20 protein-coding genes are annotated in these 22,135 nt (G+C 34.6%); 9 read left to right on the top strand and 11 right to left on the bottom strand.

Features of this window, described 5'->3' with window-relative positions:
* Positions 1–591 precede the first annotated feature (591 nt).
* The gene (locus F5ESL0261_RS03740) at positions 592–933 is read left to right on the top strand and encodes a helix-turn-helix domain-containing protein (protein ID WP_122052213.1); all 342 of its coding nucleotides are present in this window, start codon (positions 592–594) and stop codon (positions 931–933) included.
* A 61-nt stretch (positions 934–994) separates the two neighbouring features.
* Here the strand turns inward: F5ESL0261_RS03740 and F5ESL0261_RS03735 are convergent, their stop codons facing one another.
* On the bottom strand, positions 995–1,723 hold the full coding sequence (locus tag F5ESL0261_RS03735; protein ID WP_038522068.1) for a YebC/PmpR family DNA-binding transcriptional regulator: 729 nt from the start codon (positions 1,721–1,723) through the stop codon (positions 995–997).
* Between the two features lie 263 nt (positions 1,724–1,986).
* On the opposite strand from F5ESL0261_RS03735, the gene F5ESL0261_RS03730 reads away from it, so the two are divergent.
* From F5ESL0261_RS03730 to F5ESL0261_RS03700, 7 genes are all read left to right on the top strand, one after another.
* Positions 1,987–3,591 carry an APC family permease gene (locus tag F5ESL0261_RS03730; protein ID WP_370448899.1) on the top strand — a complete coding sequence of 535 codons (1,605 nt, stop codon included), beginning with the start codon at positions 1,987–1,989 and terminating at the stop codon, positions 3,589–3,591.
* Between the two features lie 140 nt (positions 3,592–3,731).
* Positions 3,732–4,544, top strand: coding sequence for a Cof-type HAD-IIB family hydrolase (locus F5ESL0261_RS03725; RefSeq protein ID WP_045927857.1), 813 nt, complete (start codon positions 3,732–3,734; stop codon positions 4,542–4,544).
* Between the two features lie 46 nt (positions 4,545–4,590).
* Positions 4,591–5,292, top strand: coding sequence for an ABC transporter ATP-binding protein (locus tag F5ESL0261_RS03720; protein ID WP_122052211.1), 702 nt, complete (start codon positions 4,591–4,593; stop codon positions 5,290–5,292).
* Positions 5,293–5,304: 12 nt separating this feature from the next.
* Positions 5,305–8,097 (top strand): FtsX-like permease family protein, encoded by a 2,793-nt coding sequence (locus F5ESL0261_RS03715; RefSeq protein ID WP_122052210.1) that lies wholly within the window; start codon positions 5,305–5,307, stop codon positions 8,095–8,097.
* A gap of 193 nt (positions 8,098–8,290) precedes the next feature.
* Positions 8,291–9,055, top strand: coding sequence for an ABC transporter ATP-binding protein (locus tag F5ESL0261_RS03710; protein WP_122052209.1), 765 nt, complete (start codon positions 8,291–8,293; stop codon positions 9,053–9,055).
* A gap of 2 nt (positions 9,056–9,057) precedes the next feature.
* On the top strand, positions 9,058–9,789 hold the full coding sequence (locus F5ESL0261_RS03705) for a hypothetical protein (RefSeq protein WP_034977608.1): 732 nt from the start codon (positions 9,058–9,060) through the stop codon (positions 9,787–9,789).
* Positions 9,789–10,508, top strand: a complete 720-nt coding sequence (locus tag F5ESL0261_RS03700) for an antibiotic transporter permease (RefSeq protein ID WP_122052208.1) — start codon at positions 9,789–9,791, stop codon at positions 10,506–10,508. Before F5ESL0261_RS03705 ends, F5ESL0261_RS03700 begins: the two co-directional genes overlap by 1 nt.
* A 52-nt stretch (positions 10,509–10,560) precedes the next feature.
* Here F5ESL0261_RS03700 and F5ESL0261_RS03695 read toward each other — a convergent pair whose 3' ends face one another.
* The 7 genes from F5ESL0261_RS03695 to add all read right to left on the bottom strand — a co-directional run bounded on the left by F5ESL0261_RS03695 (position 10,561) and on the right by add (position 17,122).
* Positions 10,561–12,468 carry a copper-translocating P-type ATPase gene (locus F5ESL0261_RS03695; protein WP_122052207.1) on the bottom strand — a complete coding sequence of 636 codons (1,908 nt, stop codon included), beginning with the start codon at positions 12,466–12,468 and terminating at the stop codon, positions 10,561–10,563.
* A 13-nt stretch (positions 12,469–12,481) separates the two neighbouring features.
* Positions 12,482–12,853: a cupredoxin domain-containing protein gene (locus tag F5ESL0261_RS03690; protein ID WP_084600327.1), complete on the bottom strand. Its 372-nt coding sequence runs from the start codon at positions 12,851–12,853 to the stop codon at positions 12,482–12,484.
* Positions 12,854–12,988: 135 nt separating this feature from the next.
* Positions 12,989–13,192: a hypothetical protein gene (locus F5ESL0261_RS03685; RefSeq protein ID WP_109586121.1), complete on the bottom strand. Its 204-nt coding sequence runs from the start codon at positions 13,190–13,192 to the stop codon at positions 12,989–12,991.
* A 99-nt stretch (positions 13,193–13,291) separates the two neighbouring features.
* On the bottom strand, positions 13,292–14,074 hold the full coding sequence (locus tag F5ESL0261_RS03680) for an ABC transporter permease (protein WP_122052206.1): 783 nt from the start codon (positions 14,072–14,074) through the stop codon (positions 13,292–13,294).
* A gap of 2 nt (positions 14,075–14,076) precedes the next feature.
* The gene (locus F5ESL0261_RS03675; protein WP_122052205.1) at positions 14,077–14,874 is read right to left on the bottom strand and encodes an ABC-2 family transporter protein; all 798 of its coding nucleotides are present in this window, start codon (positions 14,872–14,874) and stop codon (positions 14,077–14,079) included.
* Positions 14,871–15,854: an ATP-binding cassette domain-containing protein gene (locus tag F5ESL0261_RS03670; protein ID WP_122052204.1), complete on the bottom strand. Its 984-nt coding sequence runs from the start codon at positions 15,852–15,854 to the stop codon at positions 14,871–14,873. The genes F5ESL0261_RS03675 and F5ESL0261_RS03670 overlap by 4 nt, the downstream gene beginning before the upstream one ends.
* A 242-nt stretch (positions 15,855–16,096) precedes the next feature.
* Positions 16,097–17,122 carry an adenosine deaminase gene (add, locus tag F5ESL0261_RS03665; RefSeq protein WP_122052203.1) on the bottom strand — a complete coding sequence of 342 codons (1,026 nt, stop codon included), beginning with the start codon at positions 17,120–17,122 and terminating at the stop codon, positions 16,097–16,099.
* A 300-nt stretch (positions 17,123–17,422) separates the two neighbouring features.
* Here add and F5ESL0261_RS03660 point away from each other — a divergent pair, with 300 nt between their 5' ends.
* Positions 17,423–18,568: an IMP dehydrogenase gene (locus F5ESL0261_RS03660; protein ID WP_122052202.1), complete on the top strand. Its 1,146-nt coding sequence runs from the start codon at positions 17,423–17,425 to the stop codon at positions 18,566–18,568.
* A gap of 53 nt (positions 18,569–18,621) precedes the next feature.
* Here F5ESL0261_RS03660 and F5ESL0261_RS03655 read toward each other — a convergent pair whose 3' ends face one another.
* The 3 genes from F5ESL0261_RS03655 to F5ESL0261_RS03645 form a co-directional block, all read right to left on the bottom strand.
* The gene (locus F5ESL0261_RS03655; RefSeq protein WP_045927845.1) at positions 18,622–19,047 is read right to left on the bottom strand and encodes a MarR family winged helix-turn-helix transcriptional regulator; all 426 of its coding nucleotides are present in this window, start codon (positions 19,045–19,047) and stop codon (positions 18,622–18,624) included.
* 10 nt (positions 19,048–19,057) lie between these two features.
* Entirely contained in the window at positions 19,058–20,455 is a 1,398-nt protein-coding gene (locus F5ESL0261_RS03650; RefSeq protein ID WP_122052201.1) for a DHA2 family efflux MFS transporter permease subunit, read from the bottom strand.
* A 134-nt stretch (positions 20,456–20,589) separates the two neighbouring features.
* Positions 20,590–22,113, bottom strand: coding sequence for a glycosyltransferase (locus F5ESL0261_RS03645; RefSeq protein ID WP_122052200.1), 1,524 nt, complete (start codon positions 22,111–22,113; stop codon positions 20,590–20,592).
* Between the last annotated feature and the right edge of the window lie 22 nt (positions 22,114–22,135).

The following is a 22,135-nucleotide window of genomic DNA, read 5'->3' as shown; positions in this document are numbered from 1 at the left end:
AATTACTTTTTTAGTAAAACAACAATATTTTTCTAAAAAAATATTGATTAGCAATCTAAGCAATAGATTAATATTAGATTTCTATTACTTAAACCAATTAATTACAGTTATACATTCATTTTGTATTTTCAAGGATTTTATATGTTAGGTTTTTTTAGAATGTAACAAATGCAATTAATTGTGATTGCTAACCAATATATTGCAATAAAAATTGCTTTTTATTGCTGTTTTACTTCTTTGTATATATCATTAACATAAGAAGTAAAACCTTGGTAAACAAGTTTTCTTCTTTACCTAAATAACATTGATATATGACTTTTCTAAAAAACTAAATGTTAAATTTTAAGAGATTACCCCTCTACTGTCTTCTTTTGCGCAAATCACAAAGTTGCTTTTTACACTACCACAAGTGATACTATTCAGGTAAACTAAAAAAGTAGTCAGATTTCGTACCACGGCTACTTAATTATCTAACACAATAATGAGAATTTTGTGCTGTCCACTCAGTGGATGATTTTATTATATTACCATTTATGATAGCGGTCAAGTACAAATACAATCATTTGTGATACTTTTTAAGGAAGAATTTGAATGAATGTATATTCGCGTATTTTCGAAACCGCTAAAAAACATGGTTTATCCATTAAAGAACTTGCTAGAAGGGCTAAAATTGGAGAAAACAGTATTTATAGATGGAAAACTATTAAGCCTTCCACACAATCTTTGACCAAAGTAGCTCGACAATTGCACGTTTCTACTGATTATTTATTAGGTCATGAAGAAAATAGTAATAAAAAAGACTGCTTAGATATAGCTGATAAAAATGCTCAGTTATTATATGAAGGTCAACATGTACCTGAAAAATATGTCAAAATGCTTCGCTTTATTATGGAAGAAGATCGCGCAGAAAAAACTAAAACTTCCAAAAATTAAGTAAAAAAATTCTCCAGAATTGACTAATCAATTCTGGAGAACTAATCAAATAAGATTTTACTTAATCTTCGTCAGCTGCCGCTGTATACACATTTTGAACATCTTCATCATCTTCGAGAGCATCTACCAAATGATCAAATTGTTCTTTTTTATCATCTGGAACAGGAGTTGTATTTGCAGGAATCATCGTCAGCTCAGCATTAGCCAGCTTATATCCGTCCTTTTCAAGCGCATCACGTACTTGTGCAAATTGTTTAGGATCAGTATAAATTTCGTATGCATCATCGCTTGTTTGCAAGTCATCGCCACCTGCATCCATTACATCAAGCAACATCTGGTCTTCATCAGCATCAGTGGTAGAACGATCTATCACGATATAACCGCGACGATTAAACATATAAGCAACAGAACCAGTTGCTCCTAATGACCCGCCGTTACGAGTAAATGCAACTCTGACTGCGGAAGCAGTCCGATTTTTGTTATCGGTTAATGCTTCAACAAATATTGCTACACCACCTGGAGCATAGCCTTCATAAGTAATTTCATCATAATGCTCGTCTGAATTTCCTTCAGCCTTTTTAATAGCACGATCAATATTAGATTTAGGCATGTTATTTGCATGGGCCTTATCCATTACCATACGCAAATTAGGATTTCCGGAAGGGTCAGGACCACCATTCTTTGCAGCCATATAAATTTCACGAGATAATTTTTGGAAAATTTTACCCCTCTTTGCGTCTTGCGCATTCTTGCGGCCTTGAATATTATGCCATTTTGAATGTCCTGACATTTAAGAATCCTTCTTTCTTTTGATAGCGTATTAACGATATTATCTTACCGCATGAAGCTATAAATTTCAATACTAGCAATCATTCCCAACAAATTTTTAAAAATTTTTTGAATTCGTTTTCTTTAAAATAGTTTACTTTGCTACTAGTCAACTTTTTATTTAATTAGTAAAATAAAAACATTAGTTAATTTTCAAAGGAGAGAATTTTAGTGGAGGAAATAAATTCAAATAAAAAAAATATTTCTTGGCCGATATTAACACTCATGGCCTTTTGTACTGTGATCGGCTTGGACGATATCATGTACAACTTTCAAAACCAAGGAATGCCGGTTGTTACCTCATGGATTATCATGTGCTTATTCTATGTCATTCCCTATTCATTAATGGTAGGCCAACTTGGTTCAGTTTTTAACAGCGAAGGCGGAGGTCTTTCATCTTGGGTTCGTGGAACTAACGGTGAATTTTTGGGCTACTTTACAGCCTGGACTTATTGGGCCGCTTCCATTCCCTATGCTGTTGATTCAGCTAACGAAATTATAGTTGATATTGGCTGGGCTTTAACCGGTTCTGAAAAGTTTCAGAGTCAAATTTCTAACACTAAATTTGCTTTAATGACATTTGCTATGTTCATTATTTTTATCATCATCGAACATTACTTTTCACATTCAATGGAAGTATTGTCAACTATTGGTGGTGGCTTAATGTTGATCATGACGTTAATGTTTGTTTTCTTAGCTTTCGTCGGTTTGGCAAAGTCTGGTGGACATATGGCAACGCAGCCATTCACTTGGCGCACACTGATTCCCAAGTTTGATATGCATTACTGGACTACCATTGCAATGCTTATTTATGCTTTAAATGGTTGTGAGCTGGTAGCGCCTTACGTTACGAAAATGAAAAAACCAAAATCTGATTTTCCTAAGGCAATGGTTGCTTTAGCGATCATGACTATTTTTCTGACAGTTTTTGGTTCATTTGCACTGGGAATTTATTTTAATAGTTATCACATTCCAAACGACTTAAAGATGAATGGCGCCTATTACGTTTTTGACATGGTAGGACACCAATATGGTATGGGCAAAACTTTACTTTATGTTTGGGCGTGGACTTCTGTCTTTTATAACGCCGCATTGTTAGCCGTATTACTTGACGCAATGACCAGAATGTTAATTTCAGATACTGGCGACAAGTACATGCCTAAATTCTTACAGAAAAAAGACAAAAACGGTCTGCCGATTAACGGCTACGTTTTAACCGTTTCTCTTTCAGCTTTCATTATGCTTTTAGGAATCTTTTTACCAGATATGAATGATATCTTCAATTGGCTGTTAAACCTGAATGGTATTATTTCACCGGGAGTTACTTGCTGGATCTTCTTCTCTTTCATGCAAATTAGAAAGAACTCCGCCAAATTTACTTCTGATTATGTCTTTATCAAGAATGACAAATTGGCATATTTAGCTGGTCTGTTCTTATTAATAGTTACTGCCGCAGCCACTATTTTAGGTATTGCACCACAAGATATTAAAAAATTCAGTGGTTATTGGTGGTATGAATTAATCATCAATATCATTGCTATTATTGTCTTAATTGGTCTGGGAGTAATTTTGCCAAGTATCAGACGCCGTGAAGAAGAATATGGCATTGCGTTTAGTCGTAGACAATGGAGCGTAATGTTTGTCCTCATAATTGGTTCAATCATATTTGATCTCTACTTGGGCGAAAAAAATGCTTTATTTAATAATGCGGTCATTAATTTTGGTCAGGTAAAAATTGGTATAAATATCTTTTTGATTCTTATCGAAACAGTATTCGCAATTTTAATCTGCTGGCTAGTTGGCAAAAGAAAACCCATTACAACTAAATAAATATAGATAAAAGCAGGAATGTTGCTAATAACATTTCTGCTTTTGCTTTTATTTTGCTTTTAAATTAATGAATATCTGGAGTTAAACCTGACAATAATTACTATATAATATACCTGAGAACTTATATTAAGGAGATTAAAATGACACATATTCCCTTTAAAGCTGTAGCAGTAGACATGGACGGTACTTTTGAAAATGATGACAAACAATATGATCATCAACGCTTTGAAAAAGTTTTAACTAAATTGAGGCAACACCACGTTCATTTTATTGTTTCCAGTGGCAGACCATTATCACGTTTGCGCCAAGATTTCTTTGATTTCTTGGACAGAATTGATATTGTAGCTGATAATGGTTCAATTCTCACTCAAGACAATAAAATAATTGTTCGTCACGTTTTTACCTATAAAACGGGTATTAAACTGATCAGTTTTATTGAAAATAATTATCCACAAGTACATATTGCTGCTAGTGGGTTAGATCATTCTTATATTAACAAAAAAGCCCCGACTCAATTCAAAAATATGATGCATTTCTTTTACCCCAATGTAGTCGAGATTGCAAAATTAGTTGATATCCCTACAAGCGATAGTTTAACAAAGCTAACTCTAAACTGTTCTTCCAAGCTCGCTGGCGAACTAGAAAAAAAGTTCAATCAAACAAACCCTGAACATATTCACTGTACTACCAGTGGTTTCGATAATATTGACGTTATGCCCAACAATGTTAATAAAGGGCAAGGCATTAAATATTTTTTGAGGTATTTTAATGTTAAGCCAGAAGAACTCATAGCATTTGGAGATGGCATGAATGACCGTGAAATGATTGAATTGGCTGGGTACAGTTATGCGATGAAAAACGGTCATGAAAAACTTAAAAAGATTGCAAAATATGAAGCACCATCAAATAATGACATGGGCGTTTTACAAGTATTAGAAAGTTTTCTAGATTAAAATAAGTTTATATCAGTTATTTTAAAATCAATAAGGACAGATTTTCATGAGTTATATTGACGTAAGACACAACTACAAACGCTATCAAACTGGAGATACTGAAATATTAGCCAATAATGATGTCAGTTTTACCGTGGAAAAAGGTGAATTGGCTATTATTTTAGGTGCATCAGGAGCAGGTAAATCCACGATTTTAAATATTTTGGGCGGAATGGATACTAATAGTTCCGGGGATGTTATTATTGATGGCAAAAATATTGCCAAATACAATAAAAGACAATTAACTGGCTATCGCCGCACTGACATTGGTTTTGTTTTTCAATTTTATAATTTAATTCAAAACTTAACAGCAAGAGAAAACGTAGAATTGGCATCGGAAATAGTTCCAGATGCACTTGATCCCGTTAAAACCTTGATAGATGTTGGTCTTAAAAACCGCATTAATAATTTTCCTGCAGAACTTTCAGGGGGTGAACAACAAAGAGTGGCAATTGCTCGGGCAATTGCCAAAAACCCTAAAATTTTGCTTTGTGATGAACCAACTGGTGCACTTGATTATCAAACTGGAAAAAGTGTTTTGCAAACCATTATCAATATGAGTCGTGACAATGGCACTACAGTAGTCATAGTTACTCATAACAGTGCTTTAGCCCCCCTAGCAAACCGTGTGATTCACTTCCATGACGGCAAGGTTACGCAAATTGAAGAAAATACACAGCCAGCAGATGTTGCTAGCGTTAAATGGTAGAAAAGGCTAAACATGAATAAAGTTATTCTGAAAGATTTTTGGCGCTCAATTAAACATACTAAGGGACAATTTATTTCCATCATGGGATTAATGATGATTGGTGCATTTGCCTTAGTTGGTTTAATGGTAACAGGGCCTGATATGCGTGATACCGGCAATCACTATGCGCAAAAACTAAATACAGCTGACCTGACTGTTATCTGTAATTATGGTTTAGACCAAAAAGATAGAAAAAAAATCAAACAAACTAAAGGTTTACAATCCGTTGAATTTGGCTACATGACAGATACGGTTATTAAAAATAGCCGGGAAAGTTTTCGTATTTTTTCAAAACCAAAATCGGTGGGCAAATTTGAACTGCGTAAAGGTCATTTACCGGTAAAAACAAATGAAATTGCTTTAGCAGACTACTATTCAGATAAATATAAAATTGGTCAAAATATCAGTTTTACAGAAAAGAAAAATGTTTTAGGAAGTACTCTGCTAAAACGTAAAAACTTCAAAATTACAGGTTTCGTTCGGTCCAGTCAGATTTTATCAAATGTAAACTTAGGGCAAAGCAACAGTGGTACTGGAGAGCTTAAAGGTTATGCAGTAGTCAGTCCTAATGCTTTTAATCATACGGTTTATACAGTGGCCAACCTAAGATACAAGGACTTACGTGGCCTCGACTCTTATGGCAAAGTCTACACTAGTAGAGTTAAGCACCATAAAAAAGTTTTACAGGATACTCTGAAAAACAGCGCCAGTCAAAGACAAAAAAGAATATTGTCTGCTGCTAACAAAAAAATTGCACCGCAAGAAAAGAAAATTCACCAAGCAGAGCAGAAATTAGAGACTGCAAGTGAGCAAATTAGTTCCGCAGAAAAACAACTAGCCCGCCAAAAAAGTAAATTAGATGCGCAAATAGCGCAGGCCAAAAATGTAGGAGCTAATTCACCACAAGCGGCAAGATCACAACTACAACAAGCTCAACAAGAAATTGCTGCAGGTGAGCAAAAATTGCAGCAAGAAAAAAAGATTTTTGCCCGTAAATCTGCTAGTGCCAATAATAAAATTAAAAGAGGCAAAGAAGAAATCAGCAAAGCTAAAAAGCAATTGCGGAAATTGGCTCTACCAAGCTATAGCGTATACAATCGGCGCGAGCTACCAGGCGGTGAAGGTAATTTAGTTTATACAACTGTTGCACAAGTCGTCGAAGACTTAGCTAAAGTATTCCCTATTTTTCTCTACTTCGTTGCGGCATTAGTTACCTTTACTACAATGAACCGCTTTATTGATGAAGAAAGAATCAATTCCGGTACAATGAAAGCCTTAGGCTATAATGATCAGGTCATAATTAATAAATTCATTGCTTATGGCTTTATTTCAGGTACAATCGGCACTATTTTGGGCATTTATTTGGGACACACTTTGATGCCGCAAATTGTTTATCATGCCTATTACAAATCCATCACGATACCGCCAATTGAATTACACTTTCACTGGCAAATCAGTCTGATTGCTCTAATACTATCTTGGATCAGTTCCGTTTTGCCCGCTTATTTGACTGCTAAAAATGAATTTAGGGAAAAACCGGCCGCATTACTACTACCTAAGCCTCCTGCAGCAGGTTCTAAAATCTTACTGGAAAGAATACCTTTTATTTGGAACCATCTCAGCTTTACTCATAAAGTTACTGCCCGTAATATTTTTCGTTATAAAAAGCGCATGCTGATGACTATTTTTGGTGTTTGTGGTGCCGCTACTATGCTCTTTGCCGGCTTTGCTGTAAAAAATTCGATTACTAATATGAATAACAGGCAATTTAATGATCTCATTCACTACAACATGATCGTCGCTCAGAAGCCTGGTATTTCAAGCAATCAGCACAAAGCTTTAAATAGCAAATTAAAAGAAGACAGCATTAAGTCAGAAACACCAATTTACTATGAGTCAATGTCTAAAACTGCTGGTAAAACTGGTGATACACAAGATATTACCTTAATCGCTCCTTCTTCTAGCAAAGTGCTGAAGAACTATGTTCATTTAAATGATCGTAAAACTAAGCAGACGTTGCACTTATCAAACAACGGGGTTATTATTTCAGAACGCTTGTCAACATTGCTCAAGGTAAATAAAGGTGACTATATATCTCTAACGGATAAAAATAATCAATCTAGGAAAATGAAGGTAGCTGGCATCACTGAAATGTACATGGGTCATTTCATTTTCATGAACAAAACGCAATATCAGAAAATTTTTAACAAACGCTTCACGTCAAATGCATACCTTGTTAACTTAAAAAATTCCACTCGCAAAAACACGAGAAAAATTGCTGCAGAATTTATGGCTCTTAATGGTGTGTCAGGAGTGGTGCAAAACACTGCAATTAGCCAAGAATTGGACGTAGTGGTAAAATCTCTGAACTTGATTATGGTTGTTTTGATTGTAGTTGCTGGACTTTTAGCAATTGTAATTCAATATAACCTTACTAATATTAATATTGCTGAAAGAATTCGCGAACTCTCAACCATCAAAGTTTTAGGTTTCTACGATAATGAAGTCACGATGTATATTTATCGCGAAACTATTCTTTTAACAGGTATTGGCATTTTAGTCGGCTATCTAACAGGAGATTTGCTTTACCGCTATATTCTTTACGTGGTGCCACCTGACAATGTCATGTTTAATCCGGCGTTATCTGTCTCAAGTTTTCTGTGGCCATTAGGAGTTATCGGTATCATTACAATAGTTCTAGGATTTATTGTTAACAAAAAATTAAAAGACCTTGATATGCTTGAAGCTTTAAAATCAGTTGATTAAATAAATAGAACTGCTCTAATAAGAACAGTTCTATTTATTTCTGCAAAAATTAAAAACTAAATAAAAATATGTTATACTTTACTCATTAGATTTAATGCTTACAACAAGATCTTCAAATTAACGTGTATAAAGAACTTGATCATCCTTCCTTTTTAATTGATGAAGTTCCAACAAATTAATTTTGGAGATAAAATTGAATAATATTTTACAAGTTAAACATTTAATAGAAACATATAAAGATAAAAACCAAAAGTTTCAAGCTCTAGATGATGTTTCTTTTACAATTGATCAAGGAGAAATATTAGCTCTATTAGGACCCAATGGTGCGGGGAAAACTACCACTGTCTCAATTATAGGTGGCTATTTGCTCCCTACTTCTGGTCAGGTAATTTTAAACGGACAGGATATTACTACTGCTCGTAAAAGACCCAGCATAGGTGTTTCTTTTGGTGGAGATCTAGGGTTTTACCGTAACGCTACAGCAAAGCAAAATTTACAATTTTTTGCGGATCTGGCTAAAGTACCCTTTCGTAAGCAAAAAATAGAAATACAGCGAGTTCTGTCTATTGTTGGGCTGGATAATGTCGCAAATAAAAAGGTAGGGAAATTTTCTAAAGGAATGACGCAAAGACTGCATATCGCCCGTTCCTTGTTAAATAGTCCAAGTTTATTACTTTTAGATGAACCTACTAGTGGTTTAGATGTTGAAATAGCGCAGAGCGTTCATAAGACTATTAAAAAATTAGCAGATTCCGGCATTAGTATTTTATTAACAAGTCACACGATGTCAGAAGTTGAAAAGCTAGCTAAAAATGTAGTTATTCTAGGTGCAGGAAAAGTTTTTTTTACTGGCACCGTTTCTGCTGTTTTGGGTTTGGCTGAAAAAGAAATTAACCAAAAACCTAAAGATTTGGAAGAAGCTTATTTGGCAATAGCGCCTAAACTAAGGAGGAATTAGATATGCGTTTTATTCGTCTTTTCCTCTTTCATGTAAAAGATTATCTTTCCGATCAGTACTTTGTCTGGTTAACAATCACTAGTACTGTTTCCATTTTTTTGATGCAATATATTATGGCCTATGCTTCTCACGATTTGAACAATCCACAATTGTGGCTGCAAAGTGGTATTTTTGGCATGTGGACTTCGTGTACAACCGTTGCCGGTTGTATCGGTTTTGAACGTTACAAAGGAACGCTGCCATATTTATTAAACAGTCAATATGACGAGCGAGCTTCTTTAATTACTTTACTTTTACCTGCTTCGAGCTATGGTTTATTTTCATTTCCTATTGCTTATATTCTTGCCAAAATTTTAGGAGTAGCTACTGGTAAAATTTCTCTGTACCAGATTTTGCTAATTTTTCTACTGTGGATCGGATGTTCAGTAATGGGAATTTTAATTTCTTCATTTCTTACTCTTTCACCTAATGCAATGGTTTATGAGGGCTTAATTGGTACTCCTATATTGTTATTAGCAGGATTGTTTGGCAATGAGACCATTTTGAATCCCTTAACCAAGTTTTCTCAGTGGTTTATTCCTATAACTGGACCAATTGCTTCTTTGTCCCATAATAAAAGTCTCAACTGGACTGCTTATTTTTGCAGTTTACTTCTTTGGCTTTTGTTAATTGTTATTATTGTGAGAAAAATTAACGACCTTGTCAGAAAGAAAGGAGCTCTGAAAATTATCTAATGTTTGCTACACAATTCTCTAGCCTTTCTTTTCTCAATAATTGGCGTACAAAACTAACTTATTTCTTTATCACACCAATGATAAATCTGGCCCTGTTAGTATTAATCAATATGCAGTATTCTAATCAATTTAACTGGGATGTTGCCATCAGTTCAATTGCAATAGATGCTGCAGTACTGGCTCTTGAAACATTTTGTTCTGCAGTGATTAATGATGCAGACTTAAAAATTGACTTTGAATTAATTGCCAAAAGACCTTTCAGTATCAAGTATTGGCTTTCTAAATGTATTGTTGCCATTATTATAGGTTGCACTTTAGCATTAATTAACCTATTTCTATTGTACTTAGCCGGTGCTCCCATAGTCATTATTGAACGAGCTTTGCTCATGCTACCGCTTTTATGTATTTATGGCTGCGTTTTAGGTTTTGTATCTTGGGCCATCTCATGGCAAATGAATGATCCTTACTTTTTGGAGAATATTTTTAGCAGTTTAGCCCAATTAGTATCAGGAGTGCTAGTTGTAATTTTAGCTTATCCTGAATGGTTAAAAGAAATTGCTTTATTATTCCCTTTTGCAGAACCTGTTACTTACATCAAAACTGGTAGCGCCAATTTGATGTACAGTGCATTAATTACATTTATTTGGTTCATTATAGGAATTTTAGCTTATATTAGCCAAATCAAGCCAGTTCTGGCTAAAGGTAAACACCATTATTAAAGCTTACACAGTAAAATAGCAGTCGCAAGATTTGCGACTGCTATTTTTATATCTATATTTTTGTTTTTCCTAACAAAACTGAACTGATTACAACCGATAATGAACTAAAGGCCATTGCTAATCCTGCTATTTCCGGACTAAGTGTGAGACCCACACCTGCAAAAACACCAGCGGCAACTGGAATACCCAGTACATTATAAATGAAAGCCCAAAACAGATTTAGCTTTATCCTATTAAAAGTCTTGCGACTAAGTTTCAAAGCACGAACAACATCTTCCAAGTCATTTTTGATAAGCACGATACCACCTGCATCGATGGCAACATCCGTACCTGAACCCATGGCAATTCCTACATCTGCCTGGGTTAGAGCTGGCGCATCGTTGATCCCATCACCAACAAATGCGACATGGTGCTTCTCCTGCAATTTTTTAATAACAGCTGCTTTATCAACTGGCAAAACCTCAGCAATTACCTGATCGATATCCACCTGTTCTGCAATAGCGTGGGCTACTTGTTGATTATCTCCAGTTAACATGACAGTTTTCAAGCCTAAACGATGTAAGTCGTTTATCGCATTTTTGGCATTCACTTTAGGAGCATCCTGAATTGCAATTAGACCCAGCACTTGATTATCTTGCACAACAGACACTACTGTTTTTGCCTCATTTTGCAATGCCACTATTTGCTCTTCTAATTCTGGAGCAATTTTAATTTCTTTTTGCTTTTTGGGGCTGCCGACTGCAACATTTGTACCAGAAATTTTACCAGTGACACCCCATCCTTCAATTACAGTAAAATTTTCTACCGTTTTTAGCTGCAGCTTTTCCTTTTTAGCTGCAGCTAATATAGCTGGAGCGAGAGGATGTTCAGATAATTTCTCTAAACTGGCAGCATATTGTAGGACATTTTCTTTATCTCCCACAATATCTGTTACTTGTGGTTGACCTTTGGTAATCGTTCCCGTTTTATCAAAAACTATAGTATCAATGCTGTTTGCAGCCTCTAAAATTTCTCCATTTTTAATTAGGATTCCCATTTTGGCACCACGACCAGTTCCAACCATTAATGCAGTGGGTGTTGCCAGCCCTAAAGCACAAGGACAGGCAATCACCATAACCGCAACGGCAAAAACTAATGCAGTTGCTATGCTTTTACCAAGGAAAATATACCAAACTAAAAATGTTACAATTGCAATAATCAAAACTGTGGGAACAAAAATATTAGCGACCTTATCAGTTAATTTTTGAATCGGTGCATGACTGTTCTGTGCCTTTTTAACAATCTCAATAATTTGCGCCAGCATAGTATCATTGCCAACTTTTTGGGCTTGCATCACAAAAGATCCAGTTTGGTTAATCGTCGCACCAATTACCTGATCGCCTGCCACTTTTTTAACCGGCATACTTTCGCCAGTTACCATAGATTCATCAATGTTTGAATTGCCAGAAACAATTTTGCCATCAACTGGTACTTTTTGCCCAGGCATTACTTGTATGTAGTCGTCCTTCACAACTTCAGTGATAGGAATACTGACAAATTGATCATCTCGCTTTACTAAGGCATTTTTTGCGCCTAAATTAAGCAATTTACCCATAGCGTCAGAAGCAGTTGCCCGCATTTTTTCTTCTAAAACTTGCCCTAATAAGACGAAAGTAATAACAAAAGCAGCACTTTCAAAGAAAACAGGTCTTTTAGTAAACATCGCATAAATACTGTAAATATAAGTTATCGATGTTCCTAAAGCAACGAGGGTATCCATATTTGAATGATGCTTTTTAAAAGCAGACCAGGCACTAGTAATAAATGGACCTGCTGAAATTAACATAATTATTGTTGTAAAAATAAGCATGGTCCATTCGCCACCTGGCAACATCCATCCTGTAAAAGGATGAATAATCATTTCAAGAAGCATTGGCAGTGATAATATTAGCGACGTCCAAAAACGTGTTGTAATTTTCATTGTTTTTCCTTAGCTATTTGACAATTACCTTACCATGAAACATGTTCATACTGCATTCCCATTGATACTCACCTGGTTTTGAAGTATCAATTTTAACCCTTTCTACTTTGCCTTCAGGTAATTTCTGATTTATGCCAAAATCTGAAAATACAACATGATCTAAACAATTGGATGAGTCTGTTCTCTTAAAGTTTAAAGTAGCGGGTACACCCCTTTTAAGAACAACTCTTTCTGGTGAATAACCACCTTTAACTTCAATATCAACACTCTGTTTGTTTGACTTCATAGTGGCTTTCTCCTCTTCTACGTGATGGCTACCAAAGAACCACCATGCAATAAAAGCTATTAGTGCAAGACCTAAACCTAAGATAATAATTTTATTCATGATAATTCCTCCCATTTGAAGCCTATTATTAATGTCTACATTTGTAAACTAAGTTTAGTATAAATTATATATCTACAAATGTAAACATAAATGCTCAAAAAAACTTACTGATTTTTCAGTAAGTTTTCCCCCCTATTAATCTGCATCTAATCGCTTTAACCATTGAGTCAGATCATTTTTGTCCACCATTATTTGCTTAAGTTCGGCCTTATTATCTGCGGCCAAAAACAGCATTAACTGCAGATATTTTGCCACAGAAAGTCCATAATTTTCCAGGTTAGCTTTAGCTGCTTTTACTACTGTATCATCTAAACTAATTGTAAGAAGTTCGTCTTTCAAAGTCTATCCCATTTCCTATATTCTAAATAAAACTAACAGGATTATTTTAGAAAAGCCTCTATAGCTATGCAAGTATTTAATTCAAATTCATAATTCTTTTTATCTACCTGCTCCATTATATTTCTTCAAGCCTAAATTCCATACCCAATGGTCTAAAAATAAGAATACTAAGGCTATCAAAAGTTGCAATAACATTATTTGCCATTGCCGTGGCCTTATTAAAATAATTGTAGCAGGACAAGCAATTAATCCAAAAGGCAGGATGAAATTAAAAATAATATTACCCAGTCCCCGATAAATACTTGCAGGGTAGCGACTCATTTGTATCATACTTAAAAATAAATCATTTCTGCCAAAATTTGTGGGGAACCAAAATGCCGAAATTGTCCATAAATACCAAAGAGAATAGTATAAAATGCAGCCAAAAACGCAAGAAAGAAAAAAGAACAACACCTGATCTATATTAATACTTATACCCTGACATGCATAAATAATTACAAATACTCCCAGTATCGAATTAATCAATTGTGTAAATTCAATTGCACTAAAAAAGTAATATACCTTAGCGTTAATTGGTTTTAATAAAATTGAATCTAAGGTTCCTTCTCTAATGTCTTTTTCCATTTTAGGCATTGATTTGACCAAGAAAGCCATTAAGAAGCCGTCAAGCATAGTATAAACGCCAACCAACAACAGACATTCTTTGTAGGTCCAACCACCGATAGTATCAACATTTAAATAAATTACCTTAAAAAAAGCTATAGGAATGCCTAACCACAATATAGAAGAGATTATCCCAAACAATGTGTCTAACCTGAAACTAATAGTTTGCAATAAGGCAATTTTAATTAACGATTTGACTACTTTAAGTTTACTTTTCATAATCAACCCATTACATCAGAGTATCTCTGAAGCCCTTCTTTATTAACTATTTTTACTATTAAATAAAAAACTATCATCCATACAATTTCAATGATTGTGTTTTTAAGCCATATATTTAATGGTAATGCTTTAACAAGCGTATCAATTGGAAAAGAGCTGAAATATTGAAATGGCAGTAGTTTAATTATTTTTACCAAAAAAGGCGGCAAAATTTCTAAAGGAAAGTAAAAACCTGCCAGCAGATTGACTACAACTTCTTTTACCAGTAAAACAAAGAAAAGATTGTCAAACCAGTACGCTACACTACCAATAATATAAGAAAAAAGAAACCATAATATGGCTGCCATAATTAAACTAAATGCAAATTCAAGAAGCACGAGTAAAGAAACATGAATTAAATTACGCGCAACTATATAGACAAATCCAATAATTAAAATCGGAGCAAGCAAAATTAAATTTGCCAGTCTATCGCCCAGCATTTTAGCAAAATAATATTTTTCAATTGTAATTGGTCTATGGATGATATTAGACAATTCTCCTGAATGGATATCATCATTCAATTCCCAGTCAACTGCATACCATACAAAAGAATTAATAAAATTAACCCCAATATAATAAATTACCATTTGATTTTTGCTAAAACCACCAATAGTTTGACCATGATTCAATATTAAAGACCATAAATAAAACATCACTAAACTTGGTACAAGTGCCTGCAAAAGCAAAATTATGACGCTGCTCTTATTGGCTAATATAGACTTCAATGAGATCTTGCTTACTGAAAAATAGGTTTTTATCATTTTTCTTTCTCCTCAGCAAATAGCTCTAAGATAATATCTTCAAGCTTCAGGTCATTTATTTGATAGTCAGAGCCTTGATTATCCCGTGCCAACTGAGCGATCTGGTCATCTACCTTTTCTACAGGAACTTTAATTGTCACGGACAAATCATCCTGATCAATAATCTTGGTGCCCAGTTTACTTTCGTTGAAGTTCTCCGATTTAATAAAAGTAATATATTTATTCTGATTAAACCTCTCTAATAAATCTGTTTTTGGTCCATCCCACATTATCTGACCGCTATTTACAATGATCAGGTGATCACAGATAGTTGCAATATCTTCCATATCATGAGAGGTAAGAAAGACAGTCAATTTTTCTTCCTTGTTCAGCCTTAACAAAAACTTGCGTATATCCCTTTTTGCCAAAACGTCTAAACCAATAGTTGGTTCATCTAAAAAGAGTATTTTTGGTCTGGTTGCTACGCCGGCCAGAAATTCTACTTTCATTCGTTCTCCCAGTGATAATTTGCGGGTTTGTACATCTAATTTTGAAGTTACATTTAGTATCTGAGCCAGGTCATTAACCGTTTTTTGAAAAATTTCTTCCGGTATATCGTACATTGACTGCAATAATTTCAAATAATCTCTAGGGGTTAAATCAGGAAAAAGTTGCGATCTATTTCCCATAACGACTGAGATTGACTTTTTGAAATCATTTATCCTTTTTGTAGGATCATAGCCATTTACCCTGCAAGTTCCAGCTGATGGAAACAAGGTTCCAGTCAGCATCTTAATGGTCGTGGTCTTACCTGCTCCATTTTTGCCAATAAAGCCAACTTTTTCACCGTTCTTGATAGTAAAATTGAGCGCTTTTACTGCTTGCACTGCCGTCTTTTTAGGCTTAAAAATATTTTTAACAACTGCACGCCAGTTTTCACCCCTGCTGCTAATAAAATAATCCTTAGAAAGATTATGAACTTCAATCGCATTTTCTTTCATTTTTGACCTCATTTAGTTATCTAGCCAGCACAAAAAAGCAATTTTTAAAAGGACAATCCTTTTTACAAAATTGCTTTAAGTTTTGAACACCTATCATCATACATTTAGAAACTGTCATTGGTTTAACCTTATTACTTATAGTTTTTAAATCAGCAACAATTAGATAAATTCTACCACATTTTTAACAGTTTTTAAATATAATTTAATTTTTGGCACAAAATATATTTTCTATCTAGAAAATATCACCTTTTATTTGAGATGTATTCATCTATTTGTGCAAGATAGCTTTCTTTTTCCTGCTGACTGATCCAAGAGGTTTTAAATGAATTTTGTGCTATTCGGATCAGTTCTTTTTCACTCCAATCACTCTTTTGGGCAAATTTATAGTAAACATCATTAATATAATTACTACCCTTATAAGCTGGATCATCGGAATTAAAACTAATCAGTGCACCGCTATTAAAAAGCTTATTAATGGCCTTTTGTTCCATAACTTCGCGGGTATAAAAATAAGCCATGGGACATGCTGTAATACCAATTTTTATGTCTGTTAAAAATGTCATTAAATCCGCATTTTCAACAATATTTAAGCCATGATCCAAACGATCCACCGTGATAATTTCTAAAGCTTGTTTAATATGATCAACTGAATCAACTTGGTGTAGATCACAATGCATTGTTAAATAATAACCTTGGTTCCTGGCTTTAGCAAAAACCAGCATAAACTTCAACGGTGGATTATGATGCTCATCTGAATCAAGACCAACACCTAATATCCAACCTTTTTTATGATATGGTTCAGCTTCTTTTAAAGTTTGCATTGCTGATTCTTGTGAATACTCTCTTAAAAAGCACATTATTAACTGTACATCAATGTCTAATGATGCTACATCAACAATCGCTTCATGAATGCCTTCAATTACTGTAGCAAAAGGTATCCCCCGACTAGTGTGCGCTTGAGGATCAAAAAATAATTCAAGGTGCTTAACATTACTGTCAGCTTCTTTGCGCAAAAAAGCTGCAGTCAAATCATAGAAATCTTGTTTAGTACGCAAGACCTGCATCCCTTTATAGTAGGCCTTTAGAAATTCCGGTAATCCTACTCCATAATTCCTGTCAATATCCGCTGGAGTCTTAGCACCAATATCAATCTGATTTCTCTTAGCAATGGCAAATTCCATTTCGGCTTCAAGTGTTCCCTCTATATGAACATGCAGTTCAGCCTTAGGCAATCCGTCAACAAACTTACGAGATAATTTTTGGATCATCTTTGTCTCCTTAACAAAATAATTATAAATACGAACATTTTAATATAAGTCTAATTATCCTCTTGATCATTTAAGTTTTTATATAGCTATAAATCAATATTAAAAATCATAACATTTTTATTCATCACTTACAATATCTATTGATATTGTGATTTTGTTCGATTTTTACATTGAAATACTTCGGTAGTAATATTATAATTTTAACAATACGATCTATAATTTTATCTTGACCAAGATTAAAATCACTAGTAAAGTGTAATCAATTTAACTTTAATATTTTTGAAAAGGAGAGTGCATTAAATGTCAAATTGGACAACAAAATTTGTTAAAGAGGGCTTAACGTTTGACGATGTGTTATTGATTCCAGCGGAAAGCCATGTATTGCCAAATGAAGTGGATCTTCATACTCAATTAGCGCCTAATCTGAAACTCAATATTCCTATTATTAGTGCTGGAATGGATACCGTAACTGAAGGCGCAATGGCAATAGCAATTGCTTTGCAAGGTGGTTTAGGCGTAATCCATAAAAATATGTCCATCACTGCCCAAGCTGGCGAAGTTGCAAACGTCAAAAATGTTGTTGTTCCATCTAACATTACCAAAGCAGCTGTCGATGACAACAATCACCTGCTTGTTGCTGCTGCTATAGGAGTCACAAGTGATACATTTGAACGTGCTGAAGCACTTATCGAAAAGGGTGCTGATGCAATTGTCATTGATACTGCTCACGGTCATTCAGCTGGTGTTTTGCGTAAAATCAAAGAAATTAGGGATCATTTTCCTCATGTTACGTTAATCGCCGGAAACATTGCAACTGGAGATGCCGCTAGAGCTCTTTTCGATTCTGGAGTTGACATTGTTAAAGTAGGTATTGGACCCGGCTCTATTTGTACGACACGAGTCATTGCTGGTGTTGGAGTTCCGCAAATTACAGCAATTTATGATGCTGCTACTGCTGCCAGAGAATACCACAAGCCAATAATTGCAGATGGTGGAATGAAGTATTCAGGTGACGTTGTTAAGGCACTCGCTGCTGGTGGAAATGCCGTCATGCTTGGAAGTATGTTGTCAGGTACAACAGAAGCACCCGGTGAAGTGTTTGAAAGCGATGGTCAAAAATATAAAACCTATCGTGGTATGGGATCTGTCGGAGCAATGGCTCAAGCCCATGGATCCTCTGACAGATATTTCCAAGGTGGTGTTAATGAAGCTAATAAATTGGTACCTGAAGGTGTAGAAGCACGCGTGGAATATAAAGGTGATGTTTCTGATATTATTTTCCAAATTATTGGTGGTCTGCGTTCAGGCATGGGCTATGTAGGTGCAGCCACTATCGCTGATTTACGTGAAAATGCTCAATTTGTAAAAATTACTAATGCCGGTTTAAGAGAATCTCATCCCCACGATGTACAAATTACTAAAAAGGCCCCTAATTACGAGAGATAAATAAAGTAAATTAAAAAATAGTTATTGCATGAAAGCAATAACTATTTTTTGATCTATTTATCAGATATGGCTTCATTCAGCTTCTGTAAATTTTTTACTAATTCATTCTTCGTATCGGCTCCTAAAATTTCAGCATAACTATTCTCAGAATTAACAAAATAATAAGTTATTTTTGGTCCCAGCTTGATAGCTTTCTCAGTTAGGATTATTGCCTTTAATCGTGTATCATGTTGATCAACTTTTTTGGTAATCAAACCTTTTTCTTCCATTAAGCGTAATACATTTGTAGCAGTAGACTTCCTAATGTTAAATTCATGCTCAATATCCTTTTGATAAATGGATTTGTTTTGGGCAAATGAAGCCAAATATTCAATGATTAGCATCTGTGTTCCGGTTAAGCCAATTTTTCTAGCGTAGTAATCAACATTACGATTAAAAGTATTTTGTATACGCTGTAAGGCTAATCCTAATCTGTTCATTAATCTTACTCTATTCCTTTGTTTTTACCGATTTTGTAGCTTGATAAAGTAAGTATACACCAACAAGAACAATAATCAGAATAAAAGTAAAACCTACCTGAGCAGCTTCAATATATTTTCCAGTAGTAGTGCTTTGACCACTCAGCTGTTCCACAAATTGCATAATAGCTGAAATAATTGCCGTGCCGACAGCTCCAGCAAATTGCTGCGCCATATTAAACAGCCCATTTCCATCTGTATTTTCTTTTTCATCAAGTTGACCAATGGAAGCAGTCATTGTGTCCCCCATTACCAGGCCTATACCCATCATAGTAATAGCATAGAACAAAATAATTTTGCCAGATGATAGTGAGGAAGCAAATAAACAATAAAGAATGCCGCCTATTATTTCAAAAAAAGCACCAGTCATAATTGGTTTTCTAGGACCGTAATTGTCGAGCAATCTGCCACTAATTGGTGAGAGCACCGCTCCAACAAGTCCACCGGTTAAAAGCAGGAGACCTGCAGTCATTGCTGTAGAATGATTAACAATTTGAACATAATTAGGCAAGATAAACGACAATCCTAAAGTATTTACTTGAAAAATAAAATAAGCTGTTATGCCTTGAGTAAATTTAGTATTTTTAAAAACTCTAATATTAATTAACGGAGTAGCTGTATTTAATGAATGCTTGATAAAAATAATTAAACAAATAACACCAACTGCCAGAGGCAAAATGAACATCAATGGTTTTTGTAATATGGTAGACAAATTGCTAAAAGCAAAAATAAAACCGATAAATGTTAAAGCAATACTCAGAAATCCTGCTGTATCGAGTTGAGTATGTGAAATTTTTTTGGATTCATCATTAATTGAAGCTATACCCATTAGCAGAGAAATAATCATCACAGGAATGATAAAAATAAATATGTAGCGCCAACCTAAAGTGTTGACGACTAATCCACCAAAAGTTGGACCTAAAGCTGGAGCGACCGCTGTAATCATTGTTCCTATTCCCATAAGCAATCCAATTTTATCTAATGGTGTCCGTTCCAAAATAATATTAAACATTAATGGAATAGCTATTCCTGCACCTGCTCCTTGGATGACACGACCAAGTACCAGAAAAATAAATTGATTTGCTACCGCATCAATTACTAAACCACAAATAAATAAAGTAGCAGCTGTCACAAAAAGTTTTCTTGAACTAAAATTTCTTTTTAAATATGCAGATAATGGCATAATAATAGAAGCAACTAACAGATAACCAGTTGTCATCCACTGTACGGTAGCCATATTAACATGAAAATCATTCATCAAAACGGGAAAAGTAACGTTTCCTGCTGTTTCAATTAGCACACCTGAAAAAGACATTAATCCGGCTGCGAAAATTGAACAAATTAATTTTGCATCTAATTTTCTTTGCATTCATATTCCTCCTAAAATTTAGTTAGCAAGCTAACTAATTAACCATAGTAACTCACATTTTTTTGAAATGCAATAAATTTAAAATAAAGAAAAACTCACCTTGAAATTCAAGGTGAGTAATTTTTTTAAAATACTTATTTATCTGTATCAATCACATATTTCTGCCAGTAGCGCCAAACATTCTCACTGGATGAGCGTTTGGCATTTTCATACGCTCCCTCATTCAATTTTCTGCGTAATTTAGGACTGACAAAAAATTCTGTAATTTTGGCTGCCAGTTCATCAATGTGACCACTAGGAACAACAAAGCCGCTTTGCCCATCAGCAATCAGATCTGCAGGACCATAGTTAATATCATAAGCGATTACGGGTACACCGTGTGATTGGGCTTCAACTATTGAAAGCGGCGCTCCTTCATATCGTGAAGAAAGAACTGAAAGTTGCGCATTGTCATACACCGAATCCATATCTTGTGTATAACCCATAAAATGAATAACATCTTCTAATCCAAGATCCTGCACCAGTTTCTTTAACATTTTTTCTTCTTTAAAATTATCGTTACCATCGCCATAACCATAAATATCCATAGTTAAAGAATCATTTTTTTGGTAAGCCTGATTAAAAGCTTTGATCGCATCATCTATACGCTTTTCGTGAAATAATCTGGCTATGATTATTATTTTTCCTTTAATACGTTCACTCATTGGAACATGTTCTGCCTGTAGCTGCTCATCAGGAACTATTCCAACTGGTATTGAAACTATCGGAACTTGCGTCCTTAATCTTTTACGCATGTCATCTGCCTGATGCTTACTAGGTGTGACTACCAAATCCGTTTTACTCAGTAATTCGTTATTAGAAATTGAATTATAAGTAAGCGGTGAACTAGGATCCCAGTAATCTCTGAAATGAATGTTGTGAAAATGCTCGATTTTTCTAGCTGGTGTTTTCATATTAATCATTGGTACGTTGGTAATATTGGAGCGGTCAGAAATAAACGTTGATCTTTCATCCCCATCCTGCTCATTCAATTCATCGAGCATAATGGTGAATGCTTGACCACTATTCATTAAAGAATGAACAACTCCATGAGTATCAGTCAGCTGAATGTTAGTTGCTGGATAGTAATTAGGTCGTTTCTCATACGAAATTTCATAATAAATGGTATTGTCTGGACGGAAAAATAATTCGTAGACTAAATGATCATCAGCAGTATCAAAAATTTGGGTCAGACTCTTAAAACCACGTGTATCATAAAATTCCTCTTTGATACGGTTAACATCGCCATTATAATATGTAATGGTATCGATGCTACCATTAGGGAACATATTAATGGTCATAGTTTTACGATTGTCTTCATATACTTCATAGCCATTGGTAATTTTTTTCACCTGGTTAAAGCCTGGAATGGGTAAATCTTTCAGAGTAACAATGCGACTGGCATAATTTACGGTTCCAGCAAAAAAATCAAACATATTAACATAGTCATCATCATCCAACCCATAAAGAGACAAATTACTATGACCAAAACGGTTAAATTCATTCGTTGTTATTTTCGCTTTGACATGGTTACGTTTAAACAACTTTAGTCTTTTAACTTCTGCGTGTTCTATTCCTGAACTATTTGCATCTAACTTGCTATCTAAAAAGTAATACATTAGTTTTTCCTTTATTCTTACA

It is taken from the genome of Lactobacillus sp. ESL0261 (assembly GCF_003693025.1).
GTDB classification, from domain to species: Bacteria; Bacillota; Bacilli; order Lactobacillales; family Lactobacillaceae; genus Lactobacillus; species Lactobacillus kullabergensis.
This window is presented reverse-complemented; position numbering and strand designations above follow the sequence as displayed.

Excerpts from the sequence above, each read along its gene's own strand:
- F5ESL0261_RS03740 (WP_122052213.1), top strand. The coding sequence starts at position 592 with ATGAATGTATATTCGCGTATTTTCGAAACCGCTAAAAAACATGGTTTA.
- F5ESL0261_RS03735 (WP_038522068.1), bottom strand. The coding sequence starts at position 1,723 with ATGTCAGGACATTCAAAATGGCATAATATTCAAGGCCGCAAGAATGCG.
- F5ESL0261_RS03730 (WP_370448899.1), top strand. The coding sequence starts at position 1,987 with ATGGCCTTTTGTACTGTGATCGGCTTGGACGATATCATGTACAACTTT.
- F5ESL0261_RS03725 (WP_045927857.1), top strand. The coding sequence starts at position 3,732 with ATGACACATATTCCCTTTAAAGCTGTAGCAGTAGACATGGACGGTACT.
- F5ESL0261_RS03720 (WP_122052211.1), top strand. The coding sequence starts at position 4,591 with ATGAGTTATATTGACGTAAGACACAACTACAAACGCTATCAAACTGGA.
- F5ESL0261_RS03715 (WP_122052210.1), top strand. The coding sequence starts at position 5,305 with ATGAATAAAGTTATTCTGAAAGATTTTTGGCGCTCAATTAAACATACT.
- F5ESL0261_RS03705 (WP_034977608.1), top strand. The coding sequence starts at position 9,058 with ATGCGTTTTATTCGTCTTTTCCTCTTTCATGTAAAAGATTATCTTTCC.
- F5ESL0261_RS03700 (WP_122052208.1), top strand. The coding sequence starts at position 9,789 with ATGTTTGCTACACAATTCTCTAGCCTTTCTTTTCTCAATAATTGGCGT.
- F5ESL0261_RS03695 (WP_122052207.1), bottom strand. The coding sequence starts at position 12,468 with ATGAAAATTACAACACGTTTTTGGACGTCGCTAATATTATCACTGCCA.
- F5ESL0261_RS03690 (WP_084600327.1), bottom strand. The coding sequence starts at position 12,853 with ATGAATAAAATTATTATCTTAGGTTTAGGTCTTGCACTAATAGCTTTT.
- F5ESL0261_RS03680 (WP_122052206.1), bottom strand. The coding sequence starts at position 14,074 with ATGAAAAGTAAACTTAAAGTAGTCAAATCGTTAATTAAAATTGCCTTA.
- F5ESL0261_RS03675 (WP_122052205.1), bottom strand. The coding sequence starts at position 14,874 with ATGATAAAAACCTATTTTTCAGTAAGCAAGATCTCATTGAAGTCTATA.
- F5ESL0261_RS03670 (WP_122052204.1), bottom strand. The coding sequence starts at position 15,854 with ATGAAAGAAAATGCGATTGAAGTTCATAATCTTTCTAAGGATTATTTT.
- add (WP_122052203.1), bottom strand. The coding sequence starts at position 17,122 with ATGATCCAAAAATTATCTCGTAAGTTTGTTGACGGATTGCCTAAGGCT.
- F5ESL0261_RS03660 (WP_122052202.1), top strand. The coding sequence starts at position 17,423 with ATGTCAAATTGGACAACAAAATTTGTTAAAGAGGGCTTAACGTTTGAC.
- F5ESL0261_RS03655 (WP_045927845.1), bottom strand. The coding sequence starts at position 19,047 with ATGAACAGATTAGGATTAGCCTTACAGCGTATACAAAATACTTTTAAT.
- F5ESL0261_RS03650 (WP_122052201.1), bottom strand. The coding sequence starts at position 20,455 with ATGCAAAGAAAATTAGATGCAAAATTAATTTGTTCAATTTTCGCAGCC.
- F5ESL0261_RS03645 (WP_122052200.1), bottom strand. The coding sequence starts at position 22,113 with ATGTATTACTTTTTAGATAGCAAGTTAGATGCAAATAGTTCAGGAATA.